Below are 23,186 nucleotides of genomic sequence, written 5' to 3' on the forward strand. Positions count from 1 at the left end.
AATTTATTATTAATTGCCGATAATTGTTTTTTAAACCTTAAAACCTTACCCAAAAGCTCACTTTTTCTTGCGTTTCTTTTTCTTTTTTCTGTTATCTTTTTTTCTTGCTAATTGACCAGAATGTACTCTTTTCTTTTTGGGCATTACTTCTCCTTTTTGTAGCATTTTAAAGTAGCCCCATATTGCTAAAGTTAATACAAACACAAAAAACCATAGTATTCCAGTAACAAATAAAGGAAGATCATTACCATAAAAGGCTCCATAAATAAGTAATAAATTAAACCCTATCATTAAAAAAGGAATAAAGAAATAAAACCCTACAATGGAAAGTAAATCATAATAACGGTCCATTTCTTTTCCTAAAACATAATTGATAGCGCCCGCAAAAAGAAATGTAAAAACTAGTGTAAAAATAAATGCAGCTACAAATTTTAACACCAATACAAAACCTAAAGTAATAACTGTATCTTTTTCTTTATTATAATTAATGCGATAGGTTTTTCCTTCTATTGCATCTGAGGATGAGAAATCTAATTTTCGTTGTAAAACATTTCCGTTTTTTGTAGTAAACTCAACAACTGGTTGATACATTGTCTCATGCACTCTCCTATCAGAGTCATAAGATTCTGATTCAATAAATCGCACTACTGTTGCTGTATAGTTATCTCCTAATAATGCTACATAATAAACATTTTTTACGGTAGTTATAAAAAAACTCCATGATATTATTAAAAAGAAATTGATGCAAAACAACACAATTCCTACATACGTAAATGTTATACATCCTTTACTTTCTAATCTTTTAGTATAAAAATAAGTGAGTAATATTGTTATAAATATGAAAGTTAATGTATAGACAGGCGCAATAGACATGTTATTTATATTTCTTTACTATTTGTGCTAAAATAACAAAGAATAGTAAGACCTCACAGTTTTTTTAAACCTGTGAGGTCTCTCAAATTAATATGCCATATTTTGTATCAACTAGACTAATATTTTTTTAAACTAGCTAGCTATCAAAGAAAATCTGAAAAATTACTCTCCTACTTCTACAACTTTCTTCCAGTCTGAAATTTCTTTTACTAAAAACGCATTTGCAACTGCCATTAATAATAAAATTAAAATTTCAGAAATATTACTTGGCTCATAAATAATAGCTGTTATAAAATGATATATATTAAAAAGACCTAAAATAATAGACCATATTAAAGAAGTCCATTTAAACCAACTTTTAGATAATTGCACTGTTAAAACGGCAAATAAAAATGCCAAACCTTCTAATCCAATCCTCCACGGATGAACCCAACTAGGTGTTTCTCCGGTAGCTCCTTCCATTAATAAAGATTCTTTAAAATATACATTTGCAATTCCGTATACATGATGTAAAATGAAGCCAATAACTAATAAGGTCCATAACATTATAATTTTTGTTCTCATTGGTATATAGTTTTTATTTTTTATGTTTTGTTTTGATTGATTTTTTAATTTCTCTTCTATTATATTTTTTTGAAATTCTTTATGATCTATAGGATTTTTGGTAAAGGCACTTTCTTTTTTAACTTCTTTTGTAATTTTTGAATGAATTAATAATGAAGTAACTCCTATAAAAATCCATAAAACATCTACCGTTAAAATTTCATATTGCTGTTGCTCTATTGTTTTCCATATCCAATTTCCTGAAACTATTCCACTACTAATTGGAATTAACAAAGCTGCAATTCCACCTACAAGCAAACTCATTTTATTCACGAAGTAATTATCCCTTTTAAATCGCATATAAAAGATAAAAGTTAGCCATAAAATGAAGTAAAAACCGTAGATAGCACTTTGTGTATTTGTAAAATAATTACCAAAAAGCTTTACAAATACAAAAGAAATAGCTGTAACAGGTAACATTGATAAGCAAATAGACAAATAAACGTGCCCTACATTTAAAGTAAACAATCGTTTCTCTAAAGTCATGCTCTTTTTATTTCTAGCTTCAATCCAAATTAACACTCCAGTAATTATCACAAAACATGTGATGAAAGCCAATGTAAAATAAACGAACTTCATCATAAAACCTCCAAACGTTGCAAAATGCAATCGTGTCATTAAGGTTTGTGTATCTTTTATATAATTTAATTTATGTGGTGATTGTTTTGTTTCTACTTCTCCAGAAATAGCATCAAATATTATAAATCCATTTCCAATAAAACTTACTTCATTTTTTAATTCTCCTTGAAGAATATACTTCATATTGTTGCCTCCATAATTTTTTACAAAAGCATGTGTAAATTCATAATCATTCCAATAAGTATTTGATTGTTGAATAAGCGCATTGAAACTTTGAATGTTTTCAGTTGTTTTTCCTTTCCATTCATACACTTTTTGCTCTGGACGAATATCTTCCATTAATTTTGCTTGATCTCCTTGATATAAGAAGTTTGCAGGAATCAACACTAATATGCTCAAACAAAAATAAGCTCCTGTTACGGCAAAAATAAATTGAAAAGGCAATCCTATAACACCTAAAGCTGTATGCGCATCTGTCCATACTCTTTTTAATGCTACTTTAGGGTTAAATGAATAAAAGTTTGAAAGAATTTTTTTCCAATGAATAATAACACCCGTCACTATCGCAAACAGAAAAAAGAAAGCTACAAATCCGGCTATGTAAACTCCTATAACTGGTATTTGATGAAAGAAATGTAATCGATATAAGAACTCTCCTATTCCATAATACTCGTGATATTCCTTGCGCTCTAAAGTATTTATATCAACAGAAAAAAACTGAGTTGTTTTACTTTTTTCTGAAGCTAAAGAATCTTGACTAGGCAATAAATAAGCATATATTTTATCTTCCTTTTTTCCTAAATCAATTTGAATATCTCTTCCTTGAAGATCAAACTCATCATCTAAACTTTTAAATATCGTATCAAAATCAATAGCATGCCTATCTGTGTTTGACACTCTTTTTCCTTCTTCCCAAACCTGAATTTCATCTTTAAAAAGAGCAAAAGCTCCTGCAAAAAATATAATATAAAGTGCTACACTAATTACAATTCCGCTTACCGTATGTGTATTAAAAAACACATTGTAATTTCTTTTACTCATAATACAAGCGGTTTTTGTTGACTACCAAAATGATACACCAAATAAAGAATTACTATAACTAAAGTATATAAAACCAAAACTTTGTAGCCATTTTTAAATAAAAAAGGAACAATCATTAAAGCAGACCAAATAATGAAAAGACTAAATATAGAAGTGATTAATACCTCTTTTGGGTATGGTAAAAAAAGTACTAAAATCATATGCAATAATGCTGCTATTACATAGCCTCCAATAATTCCTGCAACTAGTTTTGTTGTTTTATGCCAAGGTGAGGTTGTTAAGTATTTTTTATTCGCTGGCATAACCGATTATTTTTCTATTCATATTTTTTTATTCTAAAATTAGAATTGTTGTTAACTCTATTAAAAGTGCTATCATAAAAACAATGAACAAATAATTACTGTTTATAACTTTTAATGGGTAAACAACTATAATTAAACTTAAAAAGATTAGTAATAAGAGTAATAGAAATATAACTCCAGAGGTACTTCCGAATAAATGAATTGATATAAACGTACCTACTAACAATAGTAATCCTCCTATTAAATAACCATATTGAGATAACTTGGTTATTATTCCCATTATTCCCTTTGATGATGCATTAGTATCTTTTGATGTACTATAAAAAAAGAGACTTGCTACAAATACAATAATTATTAAAATACTATTCATGCTTATTAAAATATAATAGCAAAACTCTAAATAAATTATACTTAGAGTTTTGCATGATTAATTAAGTATTAATTCTAATATGATTAACACACAATTAGGGGGATTAGTTTATTAAAACTTATATGTTAAAGCTCCAAAAAATGCTCTTGGTTGTTGTGGTGTAACTGTACTCCATCCTTTATAATAAGTTTCATCTGTTAGGTTATTTACATTGAAACTTACACGGAATTTGGTATGATCATAATACACTCCTGCATTAAAAACTGTGTAAGCTGGTAAAATAAATTCTCCTACATTTGGATACCCTTCCATTGTGTTATAATCACTTGCTCCATTAAACCCTGCTGTAATTCCAAAGTTCTTAATAGCACCTTCTAAGAATCTATAATCTGCCCAAAAGTTATAAGTAATATCTGCTCCTGCTTCTCCAAATCTTTGTCCGATTAATGATGGATCTGAAGCTGTTTCAACGATTTCAGAATCATTGTATGCAAAACCACCTCTTACATTTAATCCGTCAACAGGATATGCATTAATATCTAATTCAAAACCTTGACTTTTTACTTTTCCATCTTGTTGTTTTGATGGACCAAAACCAATAATTTTATTACTAACTGTTATGTTATAATAACTTACAGTTGCTTCTAATTTATTATTGAATAGATTTGTTTTTACTCCTCCTTCAAGTTGATCCGCATTTTCTAAATCGAAAGAACGTAATTGTAAGCCAGCAGAAGGATCTGCAATATTTACTGGCGCTAATTCTGGATTCACATAATTAAATCCGTTTTGATAATTAGCAAACACAGACACTTTATTTAAAATTGGCTGATAGATTACTCCAAACTTTGGCGAAATTGTAGATTTTACATATTCCGTTGCGTCATCATCTGCAGTATTTTTATCTCCTTTATAATTAAATCTATCATATCTTACTCCTGCCATTACCGATAACTCTGGTAAAATATTTACTACATCAGAAACATAAGCACTTAATATATTTTGATTTACATTAATATCAGAAGTAGCAGCTCCGGCTAAAACTAAATTTACACTACTTAAGTTTGTAGGTAAACCTTGTAAAACATTCCCTTGAATATCAATCGCATTTAATGTTGCAAAATCAGAACTTTTATCAATATTTTGAGTTTCTAAATAATCAACTCCTACTACTAATCTATTACGTACATTTCCTAGTTTGAAATCGCCAGTAAAGTTTTGTTGAATGTCAAAAGAGTTTGTTTCTGCATCTGAATTTTGGGCAAAAACACTAAAGAAAGGTGTTGTTTGAGGATTAGCTGGATCTGACCAATCTGCAAAATTCCATAAAAAAGTATATTTCCCTTTAGATTGAGCTTTTCCTCCAGAAATAAGTGTTTGAGAAGACCAATTATCTGTAATTTTATATGCTATTTCTCCTCTATAATTTTGAGTTGGATTTTTAATAGAAATACTATCATCTGTTAACGATAACTCTGGATTATAATTTAATTCATCTATAGTATTAAAAGCTAATGGCACTGTTCTATTAAAGAATAAAAATGTTGGATTGGTTTGTGATGTACTTGATAACTCATAGCTTAAGTTTAAAGTTAATCTATCATTCACTTCATAAGAAACTGACGGAGCCATAAATACTGATTCTCTAAATCCTGCATCTTGAAAACTATCTTCAGATTGAAAACCTGCATTAAAACGGAAAGAGAACTTTTCAGTACTAGAATCAGTGGTATTCACATCTACCGCTAACTTTTTAAAGTTAAAAGATCCTCCACCTAAAGATATTGATCCACCAGTACCTTTAAAAGGTTTCTTGGTTACAATATTAATTAGTCCACCATAAGAACTTACAGTGCTACCAAATAAAGTAGCTGATGGTCCTTTAATTACTTCTACTCTTTCTACATTTAATGGATTTATAAATCCGTTTGTAACACCTGGCATACCATTTACTAACTGTGGCTGTGTAGCAAAACCTCTCATAGCATAAAAACCTGCACCATCTCCTGGTCTACCAGTAGATTGCCATAATTTATCAACTCCTACAGCGTTTTTTAAAGCATCTTCAAAATTATTTACATTTTGAGATATTAATAATTCTTCTGTAACAGTATTATAAACTTGAGAGTTTTCAATGTTTCTTAAAGGTAATTTAGCTACATAAGCAGTTTTCTTTCTAGAAAATTTATTCTTTCTATTCTCAACTACTACTTCTTGTAACAATTCGTTTCCTTCAAATAGTATAATATTTAGACCATTCTGAGGTGCATTTACTGCTACCTGTTTGGTTTTAAAACCAAAAGATGTAAATACTAATGTTTTAGCTCCAGCTACTTCATTTAATTTAAATATTCCATCAACATCTGTTACCATTTTTACATCTGTTCCTTTAACAGATACTGTAACCCCATACAAAGGTTGTTCATTATTATCAACCACCACCCCGCTAACTTGCGCAAAACCAATTGCACAACAAAAACATAGCAAATTAAAAAGTATAAATTGTTTCATTTATTTTTATTTAGATTTATTAAATATTATTTTTACAGCAAATTTATATTGTTCCCCCTTACTGTAAAAATTATTTAGAACTGTTTTAAATAGTTTGTTTAGGGTGCAAAACTAACCACATTATAAATGCAAAAAAGACGTATTTGGGATTAAAAAAGACGAGTTATGGAACTTATTAAAATTGATATAAATACTAAGGAAAAATATATTTTTGAAGACCTCTTATTATTAGAAAATGTAACTGAACAATGTGGACTTAAAAGAAAGGAATTCTCTTTAAAATCTGAATATGGTTCTGGTAAATTGGTTAGCTGTAATTTTAATGGAATTACTGTTAAACTAGTACAAGTTAAATTTAATAATACAATACAGTTTAATGGTTTTCAAGAAGTAAATGCTTTGGTATTTTCAGCTTTGGCAAGTGGTGAAAAGAAAATAATTATTCCTGAATCTGATGTTGAAATTGTTCAGGAAAATAACGAGAGTTATATTTCTTATTTTAATAAAGTTGAGGGAACCATGACTTATGCTAAAGATAAATATGTTGAGGAAATTATTGTAAAAATGTCTCCTGATTTTATACAAAAACACGAATTAGACGTACTCTTTCCTATTTTTGATGAATATGCTACAAACAGAATTGCTAAGAATTTAATGCAACAAATTGAAGCTAAAAGTCAGAGTATTATTAGAGAAATTATTGAAGATGATAGAGTTGGTTTATTAAAACGTTTATTTATAGAATCTAAAGTACTTGAAATTCTATCCATTCAAATTCATACAAAAAATAAAAAGAAAGCAAACAACAATACAACCATTAAAAAAGTATACGAAGCTAAAAACTTAATTACTGAAAACTTAGATACGCAACTATCAATTAAAGAGTTATCTAAAAAAGTGTATTTAAATGAATTCATTTTGAAAAAAGAATTCAAACGCATTTTTAATATTACCATTTTTGAGTTTTCATTGAAAACACGTATGGATGAAGCTAAAAAACTATTAATTCATACGTCTAAGCCTATCTATGAAATTGCAGAGTTAGTAGGCTATAAAAATTCTACACATTTTTCAGCAGCTTTTAAACGAAAAGAAAATATTACACCAAAGGAATTCAGAAAAACATTAATGTAATAGCTAGTAGTGTACAGTATTTTAATTGCTTATAATGTAAAGTTTACTAAAACACTGCACACTGTTAACTAACTATTTTCGTTCTTTCCATGCTTCTTCCCTATATACTTCAGCTTTTTTACCTCCATCAATATGATTCCATCCTGGTGGCATGAATATATATTTCATTTTATCTGTAAAAGTAGGAGCTCTTTTAACATCTAACCATAATTCTTTCAACATTAAAAATTGAACATGCCAAAAACTTTCGCTATTTAACTTATCATGCATAATTCCATATTGAATTTTTTCATCATCTAATTCTGTTTGAAAAGTTTTAAATAATCGATCCCAAATAGACAAGGTCTCTCCATAATTTCTATCTAAATAAATATGATTTTTTGCATGATGTACTCTATGAACAGAAGGGGTTATAAAAATACCTTCAAGCCATCGTAATTTACCCACAAATTTTTCATTTGTATGTGATAATGTAGCATACAAACGCGCTACGGGTTCAATTACAAAAATCATAAAAGGATGAAAACCTAAAATTGGTAACCATATAAAGTTAAACGGAGTAAAAAACACATCAAAAATAGAACCTCTGGCTACCACTGTTAAATTCATTTCTTCTGCCGTATGATGCACTCCATGAATACACCATAAAACACGTACTTTATGTCCTAAAAAATGAATAAAAAACACCGTAAAATCATATAGTAAAAAAGCTAAAACCCAAGAATACCATTCAAAGTTCATGTCAAAAATTCGATGCTGATATAGCCAAAACATAGAACCTACTATAAATATTTTAGCCAATAAAAAGTAAGGAATACTTTGAACTAAATAAGATACAATACTTACCAAACCTTCTCTTTTCTTTTCTACATAGTTTGTTATAAATAAAACGATTAATTCTATAATCATTAACACCAAAACAATTACACTCATATGTGCTAAATATCCTGATAGGTTTTCTATTGAGGTTAAATTCATCTTAATAATCTAAAAAAATTGTTTGTAAAAAATTATTGGTTTGTTGTAAAGCAGCCTTTGAAGCTTCAGTATTTTTTAAAGCATTCAGTACTATAAAATCATGAATTGTTCCTCCATACCTTGTTGAAATTACAGGAACATTTGCCATTCTTAACTTTTTAGCATACGCTTCTCCTTCATCTCTTAAAACATCATACTCAGCAGTAATTATTAATGCTTTTGGTAATTCTTTTAAATCGTTTAAAGAGGCTTTTAAAGGTGCTACTGTTGGTAATGAATGTAACTTTTCATCTGGAACGTATACCTTAAAAAACCAAATCATTGTTTCTCTAGATAAATAATGTCCTTTAGAAAATTGATGATATGATCCCGTATTTACATTGATATCTGTTACTGGATATAACAATATCTGTCCTTTAATATCAAACTCCTTACGTTCTTTCGCCATCATAGTAACAACAGTTGCCATGTTACCACCAACGCTGTCTCCTCCTACTACTATTTTATTTGGAATTAATCCATATTTTTGTCCGAATTTAGCTACATATAGAGTTGCTAAATAAGCTTCTTCATTTGCCATAGGATATTGTACTTCTGGTGTTCTAGAATATTCAACAAAAACAACTGCTATGTTAGATTGTAATGCAATATCACTCATTAATCTCTTGTGAGTTTCAAAGCTATTATATACCCAGCCTCCACCATGAAAATACATTAAAACAGGAAGTGTTTTTTGTGCTGCTTTAGGTTTTACAATGACTACATTTACTTTTTTAGCATTTAATTCAAAAACCTCTTTTGCAAAGGTTACTTTATCATAGTTAACTGTAGAATCTTTCTGCATGTTTTCCATTGCTCCTCTAGCTATATCTAAAGAAAGTTTATGAATTGGTGGACCTTCATATGAATGAATCACTTCTAAAAAATTTTGAACAGCAGGATCTAAACCGTAACTACCTGCTAATCTTGCTTGTGAAATAGCACTTAATTGTATTAAAAAAGTACTAATTATAAATACATATTTCATTTCTAAGCTGTAGTTCTGGTTAATTTTCTTTTTATTGTTTTCTTAGAAAAAACATATCTATTAAGTATGTGCAATAATCCGAAGGTTCCTATATTAATTACTAACATAATACCCAGTACAGAAATCTCTCCATAAGCAGAAAAGTTTGTAAAAGCTAATAACCAATAAATTAAAATCCATTGTAAAATGTAAAAAGGGGTTACATTTTTACTGCAATAAAAAAACAGTTTACTTACATAATTATTTTTTGGTAATAATTTCTCAATACGATAATAAATCCAAAAAAGTACTAACATTACTCCCATTAATCCCATGGTACCTCCAGGTCCTAAGTGATAATAGTCTCCAAAATGATATTCATAATTATAATCACATAATAATTTTCCTATGATTAATAAAACTACTCCTATGTATAGCATTGGCTTAAAAAGTGATTTATCTGCATTTTCAGGATTTTCTTGATAACTCAATCCCAAAAACAATCCTATTAAAACAAATGATAACCAAGGGAAAAGAGGAAAGTAAACATCAAAATTATTACCCCAAATCAACGTTAAAATATAATCAACTCCAGGAATTCCTAATTGAATACCACTCACTATTTTTGACAACCACATAATGACTAATGTGATAAATATTAAAACATATTTATTTTTAACTAAAAAATTAAACGATAAGCCTATTAAGAATAATGATATTCCAACTAATTGAAACATATCTCCTATTAAAAAATAGTTCAACATTTTTAGTGGATTAGAAATCTCTAATCCGGTTACTTTTACAAAACTTTCAGGAAATCCGCCTAAAAATAAAATAGGTACAATAAATCTTAAAAAATTTAGTATGTATCCCAAACCAATAATCATTAATGCTTTTTTTAATATTCCATTTTTATTAGAGTTTTTTGAAAAAGCAAACGAAACTCCCATTACAATTAAAAATATAGGAGAGCCTCTTTCTAAAAGTTGCACAAAATTTCCTGTAATAGTGTTTTTCCATGTATCAACAGTTGCAAAAAGCATCATTACATGTACAGGTATCATCATAAGAACACTAAATCCTCTTACAAAATCAACTCCTCTTACTCTTTTATTTTTTTTCATTTAGTTGTATTTATGCTTGTTAATTTTTTGTCCAACTTAATTTTTTAGACAGTGGTTTTCTTTTTCTATTCCCAATTTCTATTCCCTCTCTTAAATGTCCCATCATAAAAAGTCCTAAGAATTTCTCTCCTTCTTCTAATGGAATTCTCTTCCCATATTCCATAGTTGCTTCAGCAGTATCCCAATAACAACCAATATTTAGTGTTGTACAGCTTAGCCACATATTTTGTACAGCACATGAAATTGCTGCTATCTCTTCCCATTCTGGTAACTGTGCTCTTTTACTTGGTTGAAAAATAACAGCTAACAACGTAGCATTTTTAGCATAACTTTTAGTTGCTTCATAACGTTCGTTAGAAAATTGCTCTTCAGTATATAATTCTCTATAATAATCTGCCATAAACTCTCCCAATTCATTTTGATGAACTCCCTCTAAAACAACAAACCTCCATGGTTGAGTTAATTTATGTGTAGGTGCCCACAAGGCATTAGATACAATCTTTTCAACTGTAGCTTTATCTATTTTTTCTTCAGTAAAGTCGTATGCATATGTTGTCCTTCTCTCTCTAATTAAGTTAGATATTGTTTCAAAAGTCATATTGCTATTATTAAGCTTTTTCCGCTACTAAAGATGTAGGTCTTAATTTTTTAAACTTTGCTAATGGATTCTGCAACGTTCCTACTAATTTTAAGCTTTCAATAGGATCAGCCAAACTCAACATTTGTTTGGTATTTCCTAACTGTAATCTGTTTAAACAACAACGATCAAACTCATCTACAAACAAATCATATCGTTTATATTTATCATTAAATTCTGGATGCTGCTCTTGATATTTATGTACGCAATTTGCTACTAATTGCCAAAAATTATGTTCTGAAAAGTTGATATGTGTTTGTAATTGTTGAGACATAAATCTGAAAAAACAATCAAAAACATCTGTGAAAATAGATAAGATTTTCATTTTATCTGAAGTTTTAGTGTACAGTCTGTCAACATGCTCAGGTAAATTCATTGCTTCATTAAAAACAATTACTTCTTCTGTAATATCTTTCATTAAAACATAAACAGGTGTATCTTCCTCTAACACCATTATTAAGTTTTCCCCATGAGGCATAAACACAAACTCATACTTGTAAAAACAATGTAATAAAGGTGCTAAATATGCTTCTAAATAACGTTCAATCCAAGTGGTTACTCCGTATGGAGACTTTTCTACTAGTGATGCTAATAATGAACCTCCTTGATAATCTTCATGAAGCAACGCAGCCATGGTTAACACACGTTGATTAGATGTTATTTTAACAAATGGACTTTCTCTCCATAATGCTGATAGCATTTTATTATGCGGATTCGTTTTTCCTAATACTTCGTAGTAATGATTTTGATATCCAACAGTAGCTACTTCACCTAACATGGTAAAACCATTTTCTAATAAATAATCATCTTCCGCTAATAAATTAGTAATCCACTCGGTAATAGGCGGTGTACTTTGCATGTAATACGGAGATAATCCACGCATGAACCCCATATTTAAAATAGAAAGAGCTGTTTTTGTGTAAAGTCTATCAGGATTTGTAACATTAAACAATGTTCTAATAGACTGCTGTGCAGAATATTCATCGTTACTTTCGCCTACCAACACAATATTTTTCTGTGCAATGTCTGCTGCAAATACATGAATAATCTTATTTGTCCATTGCCACGGATGAACTGGCATAAATAAATAATCATCTGTATTTAACTGAGCTTCCTTTAATACTTGATAAAAAGTATAGACTGATTTTTCTCCTAACTCACTATTGATTAAAGTTTCGTACTTATAATCTCTAGTACCTGTATATACAGCATATTTTTTATGAACTGCAATCCATAAAATTTTAAATGGTTGATTGGTTTCTGGTGCATATGCATGATAATCATTAGCATTAAAACCAATTCTTCCGTTATTAGCCACAAAACAAGGATGGCCTTCTGTCATTCCATGTTCAATTTCTTGAAAACTTTTAGTCGCTAAATCTGTTGCAGAAAATTGTTCGTTTGCTAATTTATATGCCGCCCCAAAAAGTGTACTTGTTATTTCTTCTAAATAAGTAGCTAAAAACTCATCTGGTATTCCTAATGTTTGTTTAAACTCAGTAATAAAATGAATAGCATCTAATTGAATTTCATTTTTTTCTTTATCTAATTTCTGAATACTTTCAACATCTACAAACCAATGATCTAATAAGAACTTCTGTGCTCTAAATTGATATGTAAAACTCTCTCCATCGGTTACTAATTCGTAATAATTCCAACTACTTTCTTCTTTAAGAAAAACAGGTTCAAAAATCAGTTCGTGAGAAAACTCACTAATCGATTTTTTTATTAAGTTTCTATTTACAACTTTCCAATGATTTGGTTGTAAATGTGATATATTTTGGTTGTTCATTTTTTTCTATTATCAGTAATCATTAATCAATTATCAATGATGTCATACAATTATCAGTAATCGGTAATCAGCTATTAATTAAGTTAACTTTGTTTTATGGCTTTTCACTTACGTTTTGTAACTCTTTAATATTTCAATTATTAAAATTGAACACTGATCACCGATAATTGATCATTGCAAAAACTCTTCTCTTGTACAAAAAGCTAAACTTGCTGTTTTGTGAGGTAATTCTATCTCTTTTTGATAAACAAATCCTGCTTTTTTATTAAGTACATGAATCTTTTCATTATTCTTATCTGGCTCTACCACTACTCTGTTTACAAAATCTAAACTGAAAAAATAGTGCATTACTGTAGAAAATACATGCCAAGTAAATTGCGGAATTCTTTTTTCTGCTGGTGCTACTAATATGTGCATCCCATAATCATCATCTAATGCTTCGTAATGTTCTGCAATAACATCTTCAGATGCTTTATAACGTTCCATCAAAAAAATTGGATTTCCATTTAACTCTCCGATGTAAGTATGATGATTTGGGTCTTCTTCTATCTCTTGATAAGCTGCCTTTACCTCTTCTTTAGTTTGATCTAACATTCCCCAATATTTAGCATACGGTTTAGTTACCCAGCTATACAGAGTTTCTATATCTGATGCTAGATGAATTGGACGAATACTTATTTCACCCAGTCCTTCAATATTTCTACTGAAAACGGTTTTAGTAGTTGAAATCATAACTAAGCTTCTTGAGTTTTAAACTGTGCAATCGGATTCTCTAATTTCCCCGCAAATTGAAGTAATGCAACTGGATCATCTAAATCAATCATTTGCTTATGATTGTTTAGTTGTAATCTATTTAAACATGATAATTTAAAATCATCAGCAAATAAATCATACTTATCAAACTTTTCTGATAACTGCGGAAATTGTGATTGATAGTCACTAATATTCTCAGCAACTAATTCCCAAAAACGAGTTTCACTATAGTTTGAATGTTCTTCTAAAATTGGAGCTAAGAAGCGGAAGAATCCATCAAACATATCAGTAAAAATTGATAATAATTTTACATCTTCAGGCACAGGAGCATACATTCGCTTTAAATGATCTGGCAACTCAACATCTGGACTCAAAATACAGGCTTCCTCTGTAATATCTTTTAATAATGCGTATACAGGAATATTATCTTCTAATACTAAAATAATATTCTCTCCATGTGGCATAAATACCAAATCGTAATAATAGAAACAATGTAACATTGGACTCAAATACGCTTTCAGATATTTACGTAACCAATCATCAATAGTAATTCCTGAATCCTTAATCATTTCTGGTAATAATGCATTCCCATGATGATCAATGTGGAGTAAAGCCGCCATGGTTATTGGTTTTTGATTTTCTGTTACAACTGAAAACGGACTTTCTCTCCACAATGATGCTAACATTTTATTATAATCGTTATGCGGACCAAACTCCTCAAAATATGGGTTTACATAACTTACTGATCCTATTTCACTCAACATTCTAAATCCATTCTCTTGAATGTACGTATCACTATACAATAAATCTTCTAACCAAACGGCCATTTTAGGTGCTGTTCCTAAATAATACAATGGCAATCCTCTCATAAAGCCCATATTTAAAATAGATAAAGCTGACTTTGTATAAAATTTTTGAGGATTTGTAATATTAAATAAAGTTCTTATAGATTGTTGTGCTAAGTATTGATCTGGTCCGTACCCTAAACAAATTAAATCTCCTTTTGCTACTTCTGGTGCAAAAATATTTGCTAGCTTATTAAACCATTGCCAAGGGTGAATTGGTAAGAATAAATAATCGTTAGATGCATACCCTTTTTCTTCTATAATTGCATTGAATTTTTGAATTGTATCGTTATCTAATTCTTGCTGAATCAACTTTTCATAAGGTAATGACTCTATAGCTGCATATACAGCTTTCGATTTGTTTCCTGCTAACCACAATAGTGAAAAAGAATTTCCTGCTTCTGGAGCATATGATCGATAATCTGTACTATCAAATCCTATTCTACCATTATTAGCTACAAATCCAGGATGACCTTCTGTCATTGATTGTTCTATTGTTTGGAAATCTGCAATTGCTAATTCTTTTGCTGTAGGATTTCCTTTGGTTATCTTATAAGCACTTCCGTATAATGTGCTAATTATTTCTTCTAAATACACTGGCATTTTTTCATCAGCTATACCAAGTGCTTCTCTGTATTCCTTTATAAAATATATAGCATCTAAAGGTTCTTCATTACCTTTTACATATTTTTTAATAGAGTTTTCATCTATTAAAAAATGATTTAAAGCTAATGGCTTTGCATTAAACTCATAGCTTATTTCTGAACTATCTGCATGTACCTTGTAATGATTATAACCATTGGCTAAACTTTCAATAATCTCTGGTTGAATTAGTAATTCATGTGAAAACTCACACAATGCTTTTTTTACTAATAATGTATTTGCTTGTTGCCATACTTCTGGCTGTATATGTTGAGTTGATTGTTGTGGAGATACTACATTATCTATCGTATTCATACTACTTCTTTTTGAAGGTAATGGTGTTTTTATTTTTTGCTGATAATTTTCTTTGGATAAAAATGCTAACTGAGCCATTTTATTAGGTAATTCGACTATTTTATCTAATTCGAAACCTATTCGTTGGCATAGTGCAAACATTTTTTTATTTCTAATATCTGGTTCTACTAATATTCTGTATACACTTGGATTTGTAAACACAAAATCCATAATAGAACGAAACATAAACCAAGTGAAATTTGGAGTTTTTGGTGTCTTGGGTGGAGCTACAATTATATGAATTCCACAATCTGAATATTTAGCTTTGTAAAAATCTCCAATAATATCTTTTTGAGGATTATAGCGTTCTAATACAAAAGCTGGTTCATTATTAAACTCTCCTACAAATACATCGTAATGCTCTGGTGTGGTTAATGAAATATATTCAGACTGTACCTCTTCTAAGGTTGCATTTTGCATTCCCCAAAAAACTGCATAATCTTTGTTAACCCATTTATGTAAAAATTCACTATCATTTAACACATTAAATGGTCGAATTATAATCTCTCCAAAACCTGCATATTCTTTACTAAAAACAATGTTATTTTTATGATTCATATTATTAGGTTTTTGCTAATTGTTTATGAGTAATTCTTACCGATTTGAAAACAAAAAAGTATAGTGTTAAGGTGGTAATGAATCCTAATAAAGCAATAGCGAAAGGAATTCGTAATCCGTAATCTTCTACAACTATTCCTACACTTAATGAAGCTAGTAATACCCCTAAATTTTGGAAAAAGTGGATTTTACTATAATCCCAAGCATACGATTCTGGCTTACTTAATTGAAATAGCAATACATCAAATTTTACGACTCCTTGAAAAATTGCCCATCCGTAAACTATTCTTCCTATAATTACAAAAGCATCAGAAGGAATTCCCTGTAAAAACAATCCTATTAAACCAATACATAATGCATTGATAATTCCATTAGCCCCTTCTTCTTTCTTCCTTTTGTTATTAATCCACAGAGTTATTAATGCTACAAAACCAGGAATTGCATAAATGGTTCCTGATACAAGTTTGGTTTTATAAGCTGAAAAACTTTCCCAATACAAAGAGAAAAAAGGTCTAATTAAAAAATCACTGAAATAAAGAATGAGCGTAATAAATCCTAGTTTTAAAATAAATCCTTTGGGAATTAATTTTTTATCAGTAGGTGTCTCTTCTTCAGACACTATTAAACCAGTGGCATATCTTTTACTTTTTAGTAAATAGGCACTCATTCCCATTTGTATGAAATCACCAGCAGCCATTATTAAAAAAATATAACTGGGATGAATTAGATCAACGGTCAACCCACCTAAAACAGCACCCAAAATTCCACCTAAGTGTACTACCACTGATAATAATCCTATTGTGCTGGGATGTTCTTCTTTGGTAATTATCTTTAAGATATATGGATATACTAGTAAATAGCTTCCTTTGAATAATATCATTACTAAAGAAACAATCCAAAAAGTTAAATATGATTCAGTATAATAACAATAAAGCGCTAAAATTCCAGCAACAAACTGAGTGTAGACTAATATATTTAACTCAGATATTTTTTTTGAGATATATGCCCAAAAAGGAAATGCAATCATTACCATAAAACAAATGGCTGCAAAATAATATCCTACCAGTTTAGGGTTCGTTATTCCGAAACGCAACTCGAAAAACTGTGGATAAAAAGGATGCAGTAAGTAATCACTTACTACTGCAACCAGTGTCATTAATATTAAAAAGTTTTTAAGCTTCATATTTTGTTTGTTCTAAACTTAATTGTCACTTCGAGTGAAATTATTTGCAATGCAATGGAGAATAATTTAGTATCGAGAAGTTTCCGTTTCTCTAATTGTTCTCGATACATTTTTTATTCCATTATCACTGTATAAAAAATACTCGAACTGACATTCGGCATTAAAAATTCATAATTAATTAACAGTCATAGAAGCTCTTATTTCTTCCTCTTCTGAAACTCCAAATTGCTGAAAAGCTATTTTGGTTTCAATAGGATAATGTTCAACTCCTGTTATTTCTTTTATGATGTATGAATTTCTATATGCAGCCATTCCTAAATCTGGAGTTACAAATCCATGCGTGTGTAATTCAGCATTCTGAACAAAAATTTCATTCTTATTTTTGTCTACACTATAATTACGAGCCACATCAAAACGATCTTTGTAATCCCACTCTATTCTATCTGAAATTCCTTCTACGAATTCAGGAAGTTGATACGAATATCCTGTTGCTAAAACCAGACCTTTAGTTTCGTGCTTGAAATACTTATCCTGCTCTACTTGATGTAAGTCTAGCTGAATTGTATCTTCTTTTAATTCTGTATTAATTAACTCTGTATTTGTTCGTAATGAAACTTTTAACTTGTCTTCTGATGTGATTCTTTTCGTATATAAAGTATCGTGAATTGCAGCTATTAAATCATCATTAATTCCTTTATACAAATGCTTTTGATGCTTTGTTAAATAATCACGCTTTTCAGCAGGTAAATTGAAGAAATAATCTACATACTCAGGCGATGTCATTTCTAAAGTTAACTTTGAATATTCTAGTGGAAAAAATCTTGGTGAACGTGTAATCCAATTTAATTCATAACCAATGGTATCTGCCTCTTGTAGTAAATCATAAAAAATTTCAGCTGCACTTTGTCCACTTCCTAAAACAGTAATTTTATCTTGTTTTTGAAGATTTTCTTTATGATTCAAATATTGAGAGGAATGGACTGCTTTTCCTTTCAATTTCTTGCAAGATTCAGGAATATAAGGAGGTGTACCCGTGCCAAAAACTAACTTTTTAGCCTTATAAATTTTAATTTCTTCTGTTTTTGTACATGTACTAGTTATAATATAAATCTGCTCTTTCTCATCATAATCTACATGTGTCACTTCTGTATTAAAATGAATATTCGATAATTTTTCAATTGCCCATTGGCAATAGTGATTATATTCATTTCTAAGTAATAAAAAGTTTTCTCTTATATAAAAAGAATACATTCTTCCTTGTTCTTTTATATAATTTAAAAAGCTAAATTTATTGGTAGGATCAGCCAAGGTTACCAAATCTGCCATAAAAGGTACTTGCAGAGTGGTATCTTGCAAAAGCATACCCGGATGCCAATTAAAACCTTCTTTTTTATCTAAAAAAACACCATTTAAATTCTCTATTGGATCTGTCAAACAGGCTAAACCTAAATTAAATGGTCCTACTCCAATGGCTATAAAATCTGCTACTATGTTCTGCTTCATTTTGTTCTAATTTTGTGGTTTGTATTCGGCTCCTGTTTCTTCTATCATTTTTACGATATTCAAGAGATTCATAATTGTGTTTTTCGGATTTAACAGTGTAAACTTTAAGTATGTTTTACCATTTAACTTGGTACTTGCTACAGAAGCTTTTCCTGCTTTAAAAAGCGTATTTTTTATAAATAGATTTACTTCATCATGCATTCTTTCATCTGAAACATTAGTAGATTTATACCTAAAAACTACGGTACTTAAAGCTGGTTCATGTGCTGTTTCAAAAGCTTCATTAGCTACTAAAGATTTGTGTACTTGTTGCGCCAAACTACACACCTCTTCTAAATAAGATGCTATAATTTTTGTTCCAAGTGTTTTCAGAGTTAACCAAACCTTCAAAGCATCAAACCTTCGAGTAGTTTGCATAGATTTTTCAATTAAGTTTGGACGCTCTTCATCTTTAGCTTCTATAGGATTTAGATAATCTGCATAATAAGACACATATCTAAAATGCTCTTTATTTTTAGCTAAAAACGCACTACAACTTACAGGTTGAAATAAGGTTTTATGAAAATCAATTGTTACAGAATCTGCCATTTCAACTCCTTCAAAGTGATGTTTATGACTATCAGTTAACACAAAACAACCTCCATAAGCTCCATCTACGTGTAACCATATATCTTGATCTTTTGCTATTTTCCCAATCGTCTTTACCGGATCAAAACTTCCATAATCTGTAGTACCCAAAGTAGCAACTACTGCTATTGGAATATTTCCTTCCTGCTTTGTTTTTTCTATAGCTAATAACAATGCTTCGGCATCCATTTGCATTTTATCATCAACTTTAACAGGAATCACAGCGTCATAGCCCATACCTAACAAAGCAGCATTCTTTTTAATACTGAAATGTGATTTTTCTGAACAGAAAATTCTAAACTTGCTTACTTTATCTGACCAACCATTTTGCTTAATGTTTATTCCAAACTTTTCAAAAGCATAATGATCTCTTGCCATTAAAAGTGCCATAAAGTTTGACTGGGTACCTCCACTAGTAAACACACCATCTGAATTTTCATCAAAACTATATTCGTTACAAATCCAACGAATCACCTCTTGCTCAATAAAGGTTGCTGAAATACTCTGATCCCAGGTTTCAACAGCAGTATTTACAGTTGTTGCTATTAACTCTGCTACAATAGAAGGTAAAGTAATTGGACAATTTAAATGTGCTACATAGGTTGGATTGTGAAATGCTATTGCATTTTCTATGTACAATTCATTTAATTCCTCTAAAGCTTTATTAATTGGACTAGAAGTATGAATATCTACCAACTTAGCTTTTTGTCTATTCTCTCGTATCTCTTCAAGATCATCTCCCTTATAAAATTTTCTATTAGACAAGAACTTTTGAATATATAGTAAAGTCTTACCTATGTATTCCTCATATAATTTAAGCGACTCGTCATTAAATAAGTAACTATTCAGTGATAGCTCTTTAAAGGGAGGGGCTTCGTTTACAATCATTATTTTTATTTAATCTTAATAAGAAACACAAAATTACATGCATTGTAAAAATTGATTATGACGAAATAAGGAGAAAAAAAGACGTGAATATTTATTCTTAACAGATGTTTACTTTTAAATAAAAAAACGATACCAACAACAACCTTAATAGAATTTTAAGATAAAATACTCATCGATATCCATAAAAAGATAAATTATAAATACTTTTTTAACATTATTAAAAGATAAAACTCAAAAACAAAATGTTAAACAAAAAAATAGAATGTTAATTTTTGATTTTTCTATTTAACACTTTTCTGACATTTAAAAATTTCACCTACGTACTAATTCATATGATAAAGTTCGATTTTTGATATCAATTTTTAAGCCTTTCTGAAAACATTTTGTTTATCTTAATTAAACATACATTAAACAGGATGTTTTTTTTTATCCTCATTTATTTACAATATTTGCCTCAATAATTATTAATTAAACCCTTTAAAATCAAATTAAAATGAAAAATTTAAACAAATTTTTTGTTGGTGCCGTGGTATCGGCTTTAATGATGACTTCTTGTCAAAACGAAAGTACTTCTAACGATGGACTAGACACAAACGCAGAGATTGTTGCTAGTGAAGGAAACATTATTCCTGGTCAATATATCGTTACTTTCAAAAACTCTGAAATTGCTCCAACTTCACAAGTGCTTTCTAGATCTGCTTTTACTAGTAGAGAAGCTAAAGCAAAGTCTGTTGACAACATTTCAGAAGTATCTATTTCTAAAATGGATGCAGTATTATCTAAAAATGCATTAGATAAATCGAACGTATTACACTATTACACAACAGAAATTGTTGGTATGGCTGTAAAATTGACTGAAGCTGAATTTCAACAACTATCTAAAGACCCAAGTATAGACAATATTGAGTTTGATAGAATTGTTGAATTACCAGAAAATCAAATTGAAAAAGTTGTTGCTGGTGATGCTTCACAAAGAATGGCACAACAAACTCCTTGTGGTATCACAAGAGCTGGAGGTGCAGCTAATGGAACAAATAGAAGCCAATGGATTTGGATAGTAGACAGTGGAATTGATTTAGATCACCCAGACTTAAATGTAGTAACTAATACTACTTATGCAAGAAACTTCTTCCCTGGTTTTAGTAACGCAGATGACTGTAACGGACATGGTACTCATGTTGCTGGTACTGCTGCAGCAATTAACAATGGAATTGGTGTAGTTGGTGTTTCTGCTGGTGCTAATGTTGTACCTGTAAGAGTATTTGGTTGTGGAACTTCTAGTGCTACATCTACAATACTTGCTGGTATTAATCATGTTGGTAGATTCGATCAACCTGGTGATGTTGTTAACTTAAGTTTAGGTGGCTTCTTCGGTTCTAGTTGTTCAACTAGATCATCATATAGAAGTGCTGTTTTAGCTTTAGCTAATGGTGGTTCTTATGTAGCAATTGCTGCTGGTAATGATGCTGCAAATGCTGCTAACTATGATCCTGGTTGTATCAATGGTAATAGAATTTATACTGTTGCTAATATGACTTGTGACGGAAGATTTGCTTCTACTTCTAACTATAACATGAATCCTATTGATGTAATTGCTACTGGTACAAACGTATTATCAACTTGGCCAGGTGGTAGATATGCTACTATAAGCGGTACTTCTATGGCTTCTCCTCACGTAGCAGGAATTATACATGCTAGAAACGGAGCTCCAAGAACTTCTGGATCTGTTACTTTTAGAGGTGAAAGATATCCTATTGCTGTGAGATAATTATAATTGTTCTATCTGACATAGTTCACTAATAATAAAACCCCATTTGTTTATTTAACAAATGGGGTTGTTTTTTATAGGTATATTTATTCTATGTTTACTTTCACTGCTTCTTCTGCCATTCATAAGCAGATTTCAAAGCCTCATTTAATGTTTTTTGAGCTTTCCAAGCTAACTCTTTATTGGCGATTGTAGTATCAGCAAATGCAGCAGTAACATCTCCTTCTCGTCTTGCTACAATTTTATAATTTAATTTTAAATCATTTGTTTTTTCAAACGCTTTAATAATTTCAATTACTGAGTTTCCTTTCCCTGTACCAACATTGAAATACTCAAAATTTTCTTTGTTCTTTTTTTGTATCAATCTTTGCAATGCAGCAACATGAGCCTTCGCCAAATCAACCACATGAATATAGTCTCGAATTGGTGTTCCATCAGGTGTATCATAATCATCACCATAAACAGATAATTGTTCTCTAATACCTAAAGCAGTTTGAGTGATATAAGGCACTAAGTTTTGAGGAACTCCTAATGGTAATTCTCCTATTTTTAAACTATCGTGCGCACCTATCGGATTAAAGTAACGTAAAGCTATTGCATTTAAACCATTTGCTTTACAGGTATCTCTTATAATCTCTTCACCAACCTGTTTTGTATTTCCGTAAGGAGATTCTGCTGGTTTAATTGGTGCATTTTCAGTGATAGGTAATTCATCTGCTTGACCATATACTGTACATGAAGAACTGAAAATAAAATGATCTATATTTCTATCTCTCATTTCTTGAAGAAGATATACCAAAGCACCAATGTTATTCTCGTAATAATCTAAAGGTTTTTGAACGCTTTCTCCTACCGCCTTAAAAGCAGCAAAATGGATAATTCCATCAATGCTTACTTTGTTAAAAAAGCTTTTTACCTCTTCTTTAACTCGTAAATCTATTTGGTGATACTCTGGCGTTGTACCAGTTATTCTTCCAATATTGTTTAACACTTCTATACTAGAATTTGATAAATCATCAATAATAACAACATCAAATCCTGCATTTTGAAGTTCCACAACTGTATGTGAACCAATGAATCCTAATCCACCAGTAATTAAAATTTTCTTCATTCAA

General features: G+C 30.0%; 18 protein-coding genes. 2 read left to right on the forward strand and 16 right to left on the reverse strand.

Going from position 1 to position 23,186, the window contains the following annotated elements:
* Positions 1-57: 57 nt before the first annotated feature.
* The 5 genes from EYW44_RS14125 to EYW44_RS14145 form a co-directional block, all read right to left on the reverse strand.
* Positions 58-873, reverse strand: coding sequence for a hypothetical protein (locus EYW44_RS14125; RefSeq protein ID WP_132724319.1), 816 nt, complete (start codon positions 871-873; stop codon positions 58-60).
* Positions 874-1,035: 162 nt separating this feature from the next.
* Entirely contained in the window at positions 1,036-3,096 is a 2,061-nt protein-coding gene (locus tag EYW44_RS14130) for a PepSY-associated TM helix domain-containing protein (protein WP_132724320.1), read from the reverse strand.
* Entirely contained in the window at positions 3,093-3,398 is a 306-nt protein-coding gene (locus EYW44_RS14135) for a hypothetical protein (protein ID WP_132724321.1), read from the reverse strand. The genes EYW44_RS14130 and EYW44_RS14135 overlap by 4 nt, the downstream gene beginning before the upstream one ends.
* A 28-nt stretch (positions 3,399-3,426) precedes the next feature.
* On the reverse strand, positions 3,427-3,768 hold the full coding sequence (locus EYW44_RS14140) for a hypothetical protein (protein ID WP_132724322.1): 342 nt from the start codon (positions 3,766-3,768) through the stop codon (positions 3,427-3,429).
* A gap of 111 nt (positions 3,769-3,879) precedes the next feature.
* The gene (locus EYW44_RS14145; protein WP_132724323.1) at positions 3,880-6,279 is read right to left on the reverse strand and encodes a TonB-dependent receptor; all 2,400 of its coding nucleotides are present in this window, start codon (positions 6,277-6,279) and stop codon (positions 3,880-3,882) included.
* 165 nt (positions 6,280-6,444) lie between these two features.
* Here EYW44_RS14145 and EYW44_RS14150 point away from each other — a divergent pair, with 165 nt between their 5' ends.
* Positions 6,445-7,413: a helix-turn-helix transcriptional regulator gene (locus EYW44_RS14150; protein WP_132724324.1), complete on the forward strand. Its 969-nt coding sequence runs from the start codon at positions 6,445-6,447 to the stop codon at positions 7,411-7,413.
* Positions 7,414-7,485: 72 nt separating this feature from the next.
* On the opposite strand, the gene EYW44_RS14155 is transcribed toward EYW44_RS14150, so the two are convergent.
* From EYW44_RS14155 to EYW44_RS14200, 10 genes are all read right to left on the reverse strand, one after another.
* Complete coding sequence (locus EYW44_RS14155) at positions 7,486-8,391, reverse strand: sterol desaturase family protein (RefSeq protein WP_132724325.1); 906 nt, start codon at positions 8,389-8,391, stop codon at positions 7,486-7,488.
* Position 8,392: 1 nt separating this feature from the next.
* Positions 8,393-9,418 (reverse strand): alpha/beta hydrolase, encoded by a 1,026-nt coding sequence (locus tag EYW44_RS14160; protein ID WP_132724326.1) that lies wholly within the window; start codon positions 9,416-9,418, stop codon positions 8,393-8,395.
* Positions 9,419-9,420: 2 nt separating this feature from the next.
* The gene (locus EYW44_RS14165) at positions 9,421-10,521 is read right to left on the reverse strand and encodes a heparan-alpha-glucosaminide N-acetyltransferase domain-containing protein (RefSeq protein ID WP_132724327.1); all 1,101 of its coding nucleotides are present in this window, start codon (positions 10,519-10,521) and stop codon (positions 9,421-9,423) included.
* Between the two features lie 19 nt (positions 10,522-10,540).
* A complete protein-coding gene (locus tag EYW44_RS14170; protein ID WP_132724328.1) occupies positions 10,541-11,119 on the reverse strand; it encodes a nitroreductase family protein in 579 nt (192 codons plus the stop codon).
* Between the two features lie 10 nt (positions 11,120-11,129).
* Positions 11,130-12,950 carry an IucA/IucC family protein gene (locus EYW44_RS14175; protein WP_132724329.1) on the reverse strand — a complete coding sequence of 607 codons (1,821 nt, stop codon included), beginning with the start codon at positions 12,948-12,950 and terminating at the stop codon, positions 11,130-11,132.
* 171 nt (positions 12,951-13,121) lie between these two features.
* Positions 13,122-13,682 carry a GNAT family N-acetyltransferase gene (locus EYW44_RS14180; protein WP_132724330.1) on the reverse strand — a complete coding sequence of 187 codons (561 nt, stop codon included), beginning with the start codon at positions 13,680-13,682 and terminating at the stop codon, positions 13,122-13,124.
* 2 nt (positions 13,683-13,684) lie between these two features.
* Entirely contained in the window at positions 13,685-16,102 is a 2,418-nt protein-coding gene (locus EYW44_RS14185) for a GNAT family N-acetyltransferase (RefSeq protein ID WP_132724331.1), read from the reverse strand.
* Positions 16,103-16,106: 4 nt separating this feature from the next.
* Entirely contained in the window at positions 16,107-17,285 is a 1,179-nt protein-coding gene (locus tag EYW44_RS14190; RefSeq protein ID WP_243643667.1) for an MFS transporter, read from the reverse strand.
* Between the two features lie 174 nt (positions 17,286-17,459).
* Positions 17,460-18,788 (reverse strand): lysine N(6)-hydroxylase/L-ornithine N(5)-oxygenase family protein, encoded by a 1,329-nt coding sequence (locus EYW44_RS14195; RefSeq protein ID WP_132724332.1) that lies wholly within the window; start codon positions 18,786-18,788, stop codon positions 17,460-17,462.
* A 6-nt stretch (positions 18,789-18,794) separates the two neighbouring features.
* Complete coding sequence (locus EYW44_RS14200; RefSeq protein ID WP_132724333.1) at positions 18,795-20,303, reverse strand: pyridoxal phosphate-dependent decarboxylase family protein; 1,509 nt, start codon at positions 20,301-20,303, stop codon at positions 18,795-18,797.
* Between the two features lie 493 nt (positions 20,304-20,796).
* Here EYW44_RS14200 and EYW44_RS14205 point away from each other — a divergent pair, with 493 nt between their 5' ends.
* Positions 20,797-22,071 (forward strand): S8 family serine peptidase, encoded by a 1,275-nt coding sequence (locus EYW44_RS14205; protein ID WP_132724334.1) that lies wholly within the window; start codon positions 20,797-20,799, stop codon positions 22,069-22,071.
* 103 nt (positions 22,072-22,174) lie between these two features.
* Here the strand turns inward: EYW44_RS14205 and galE are convergent, their stop codons facing one another.
* On the reverse strand, positions 22,175-23,182 hold the full coding sequence (galE, locus tag EYW44_RS14210; RefSeq protein WP_132724335.1) for a UDP-glucose 4-epimerase GalE: 1,008 nt from the start codon (positions 23,180-23,182) through the stop codon (positions 22,175-22,177).
* Positions 23,183-23,186: the final 4 nt, after the last annotated feature.

It is taken from the genome of Tenacibaculum sp. M341, from assembly GCF_004337695.1.
Lineage (GTDB): Bacteria > Bacteroidota > Bacteroidia > Flavobacteriales > Flavobacteriaceae > Polaribacter.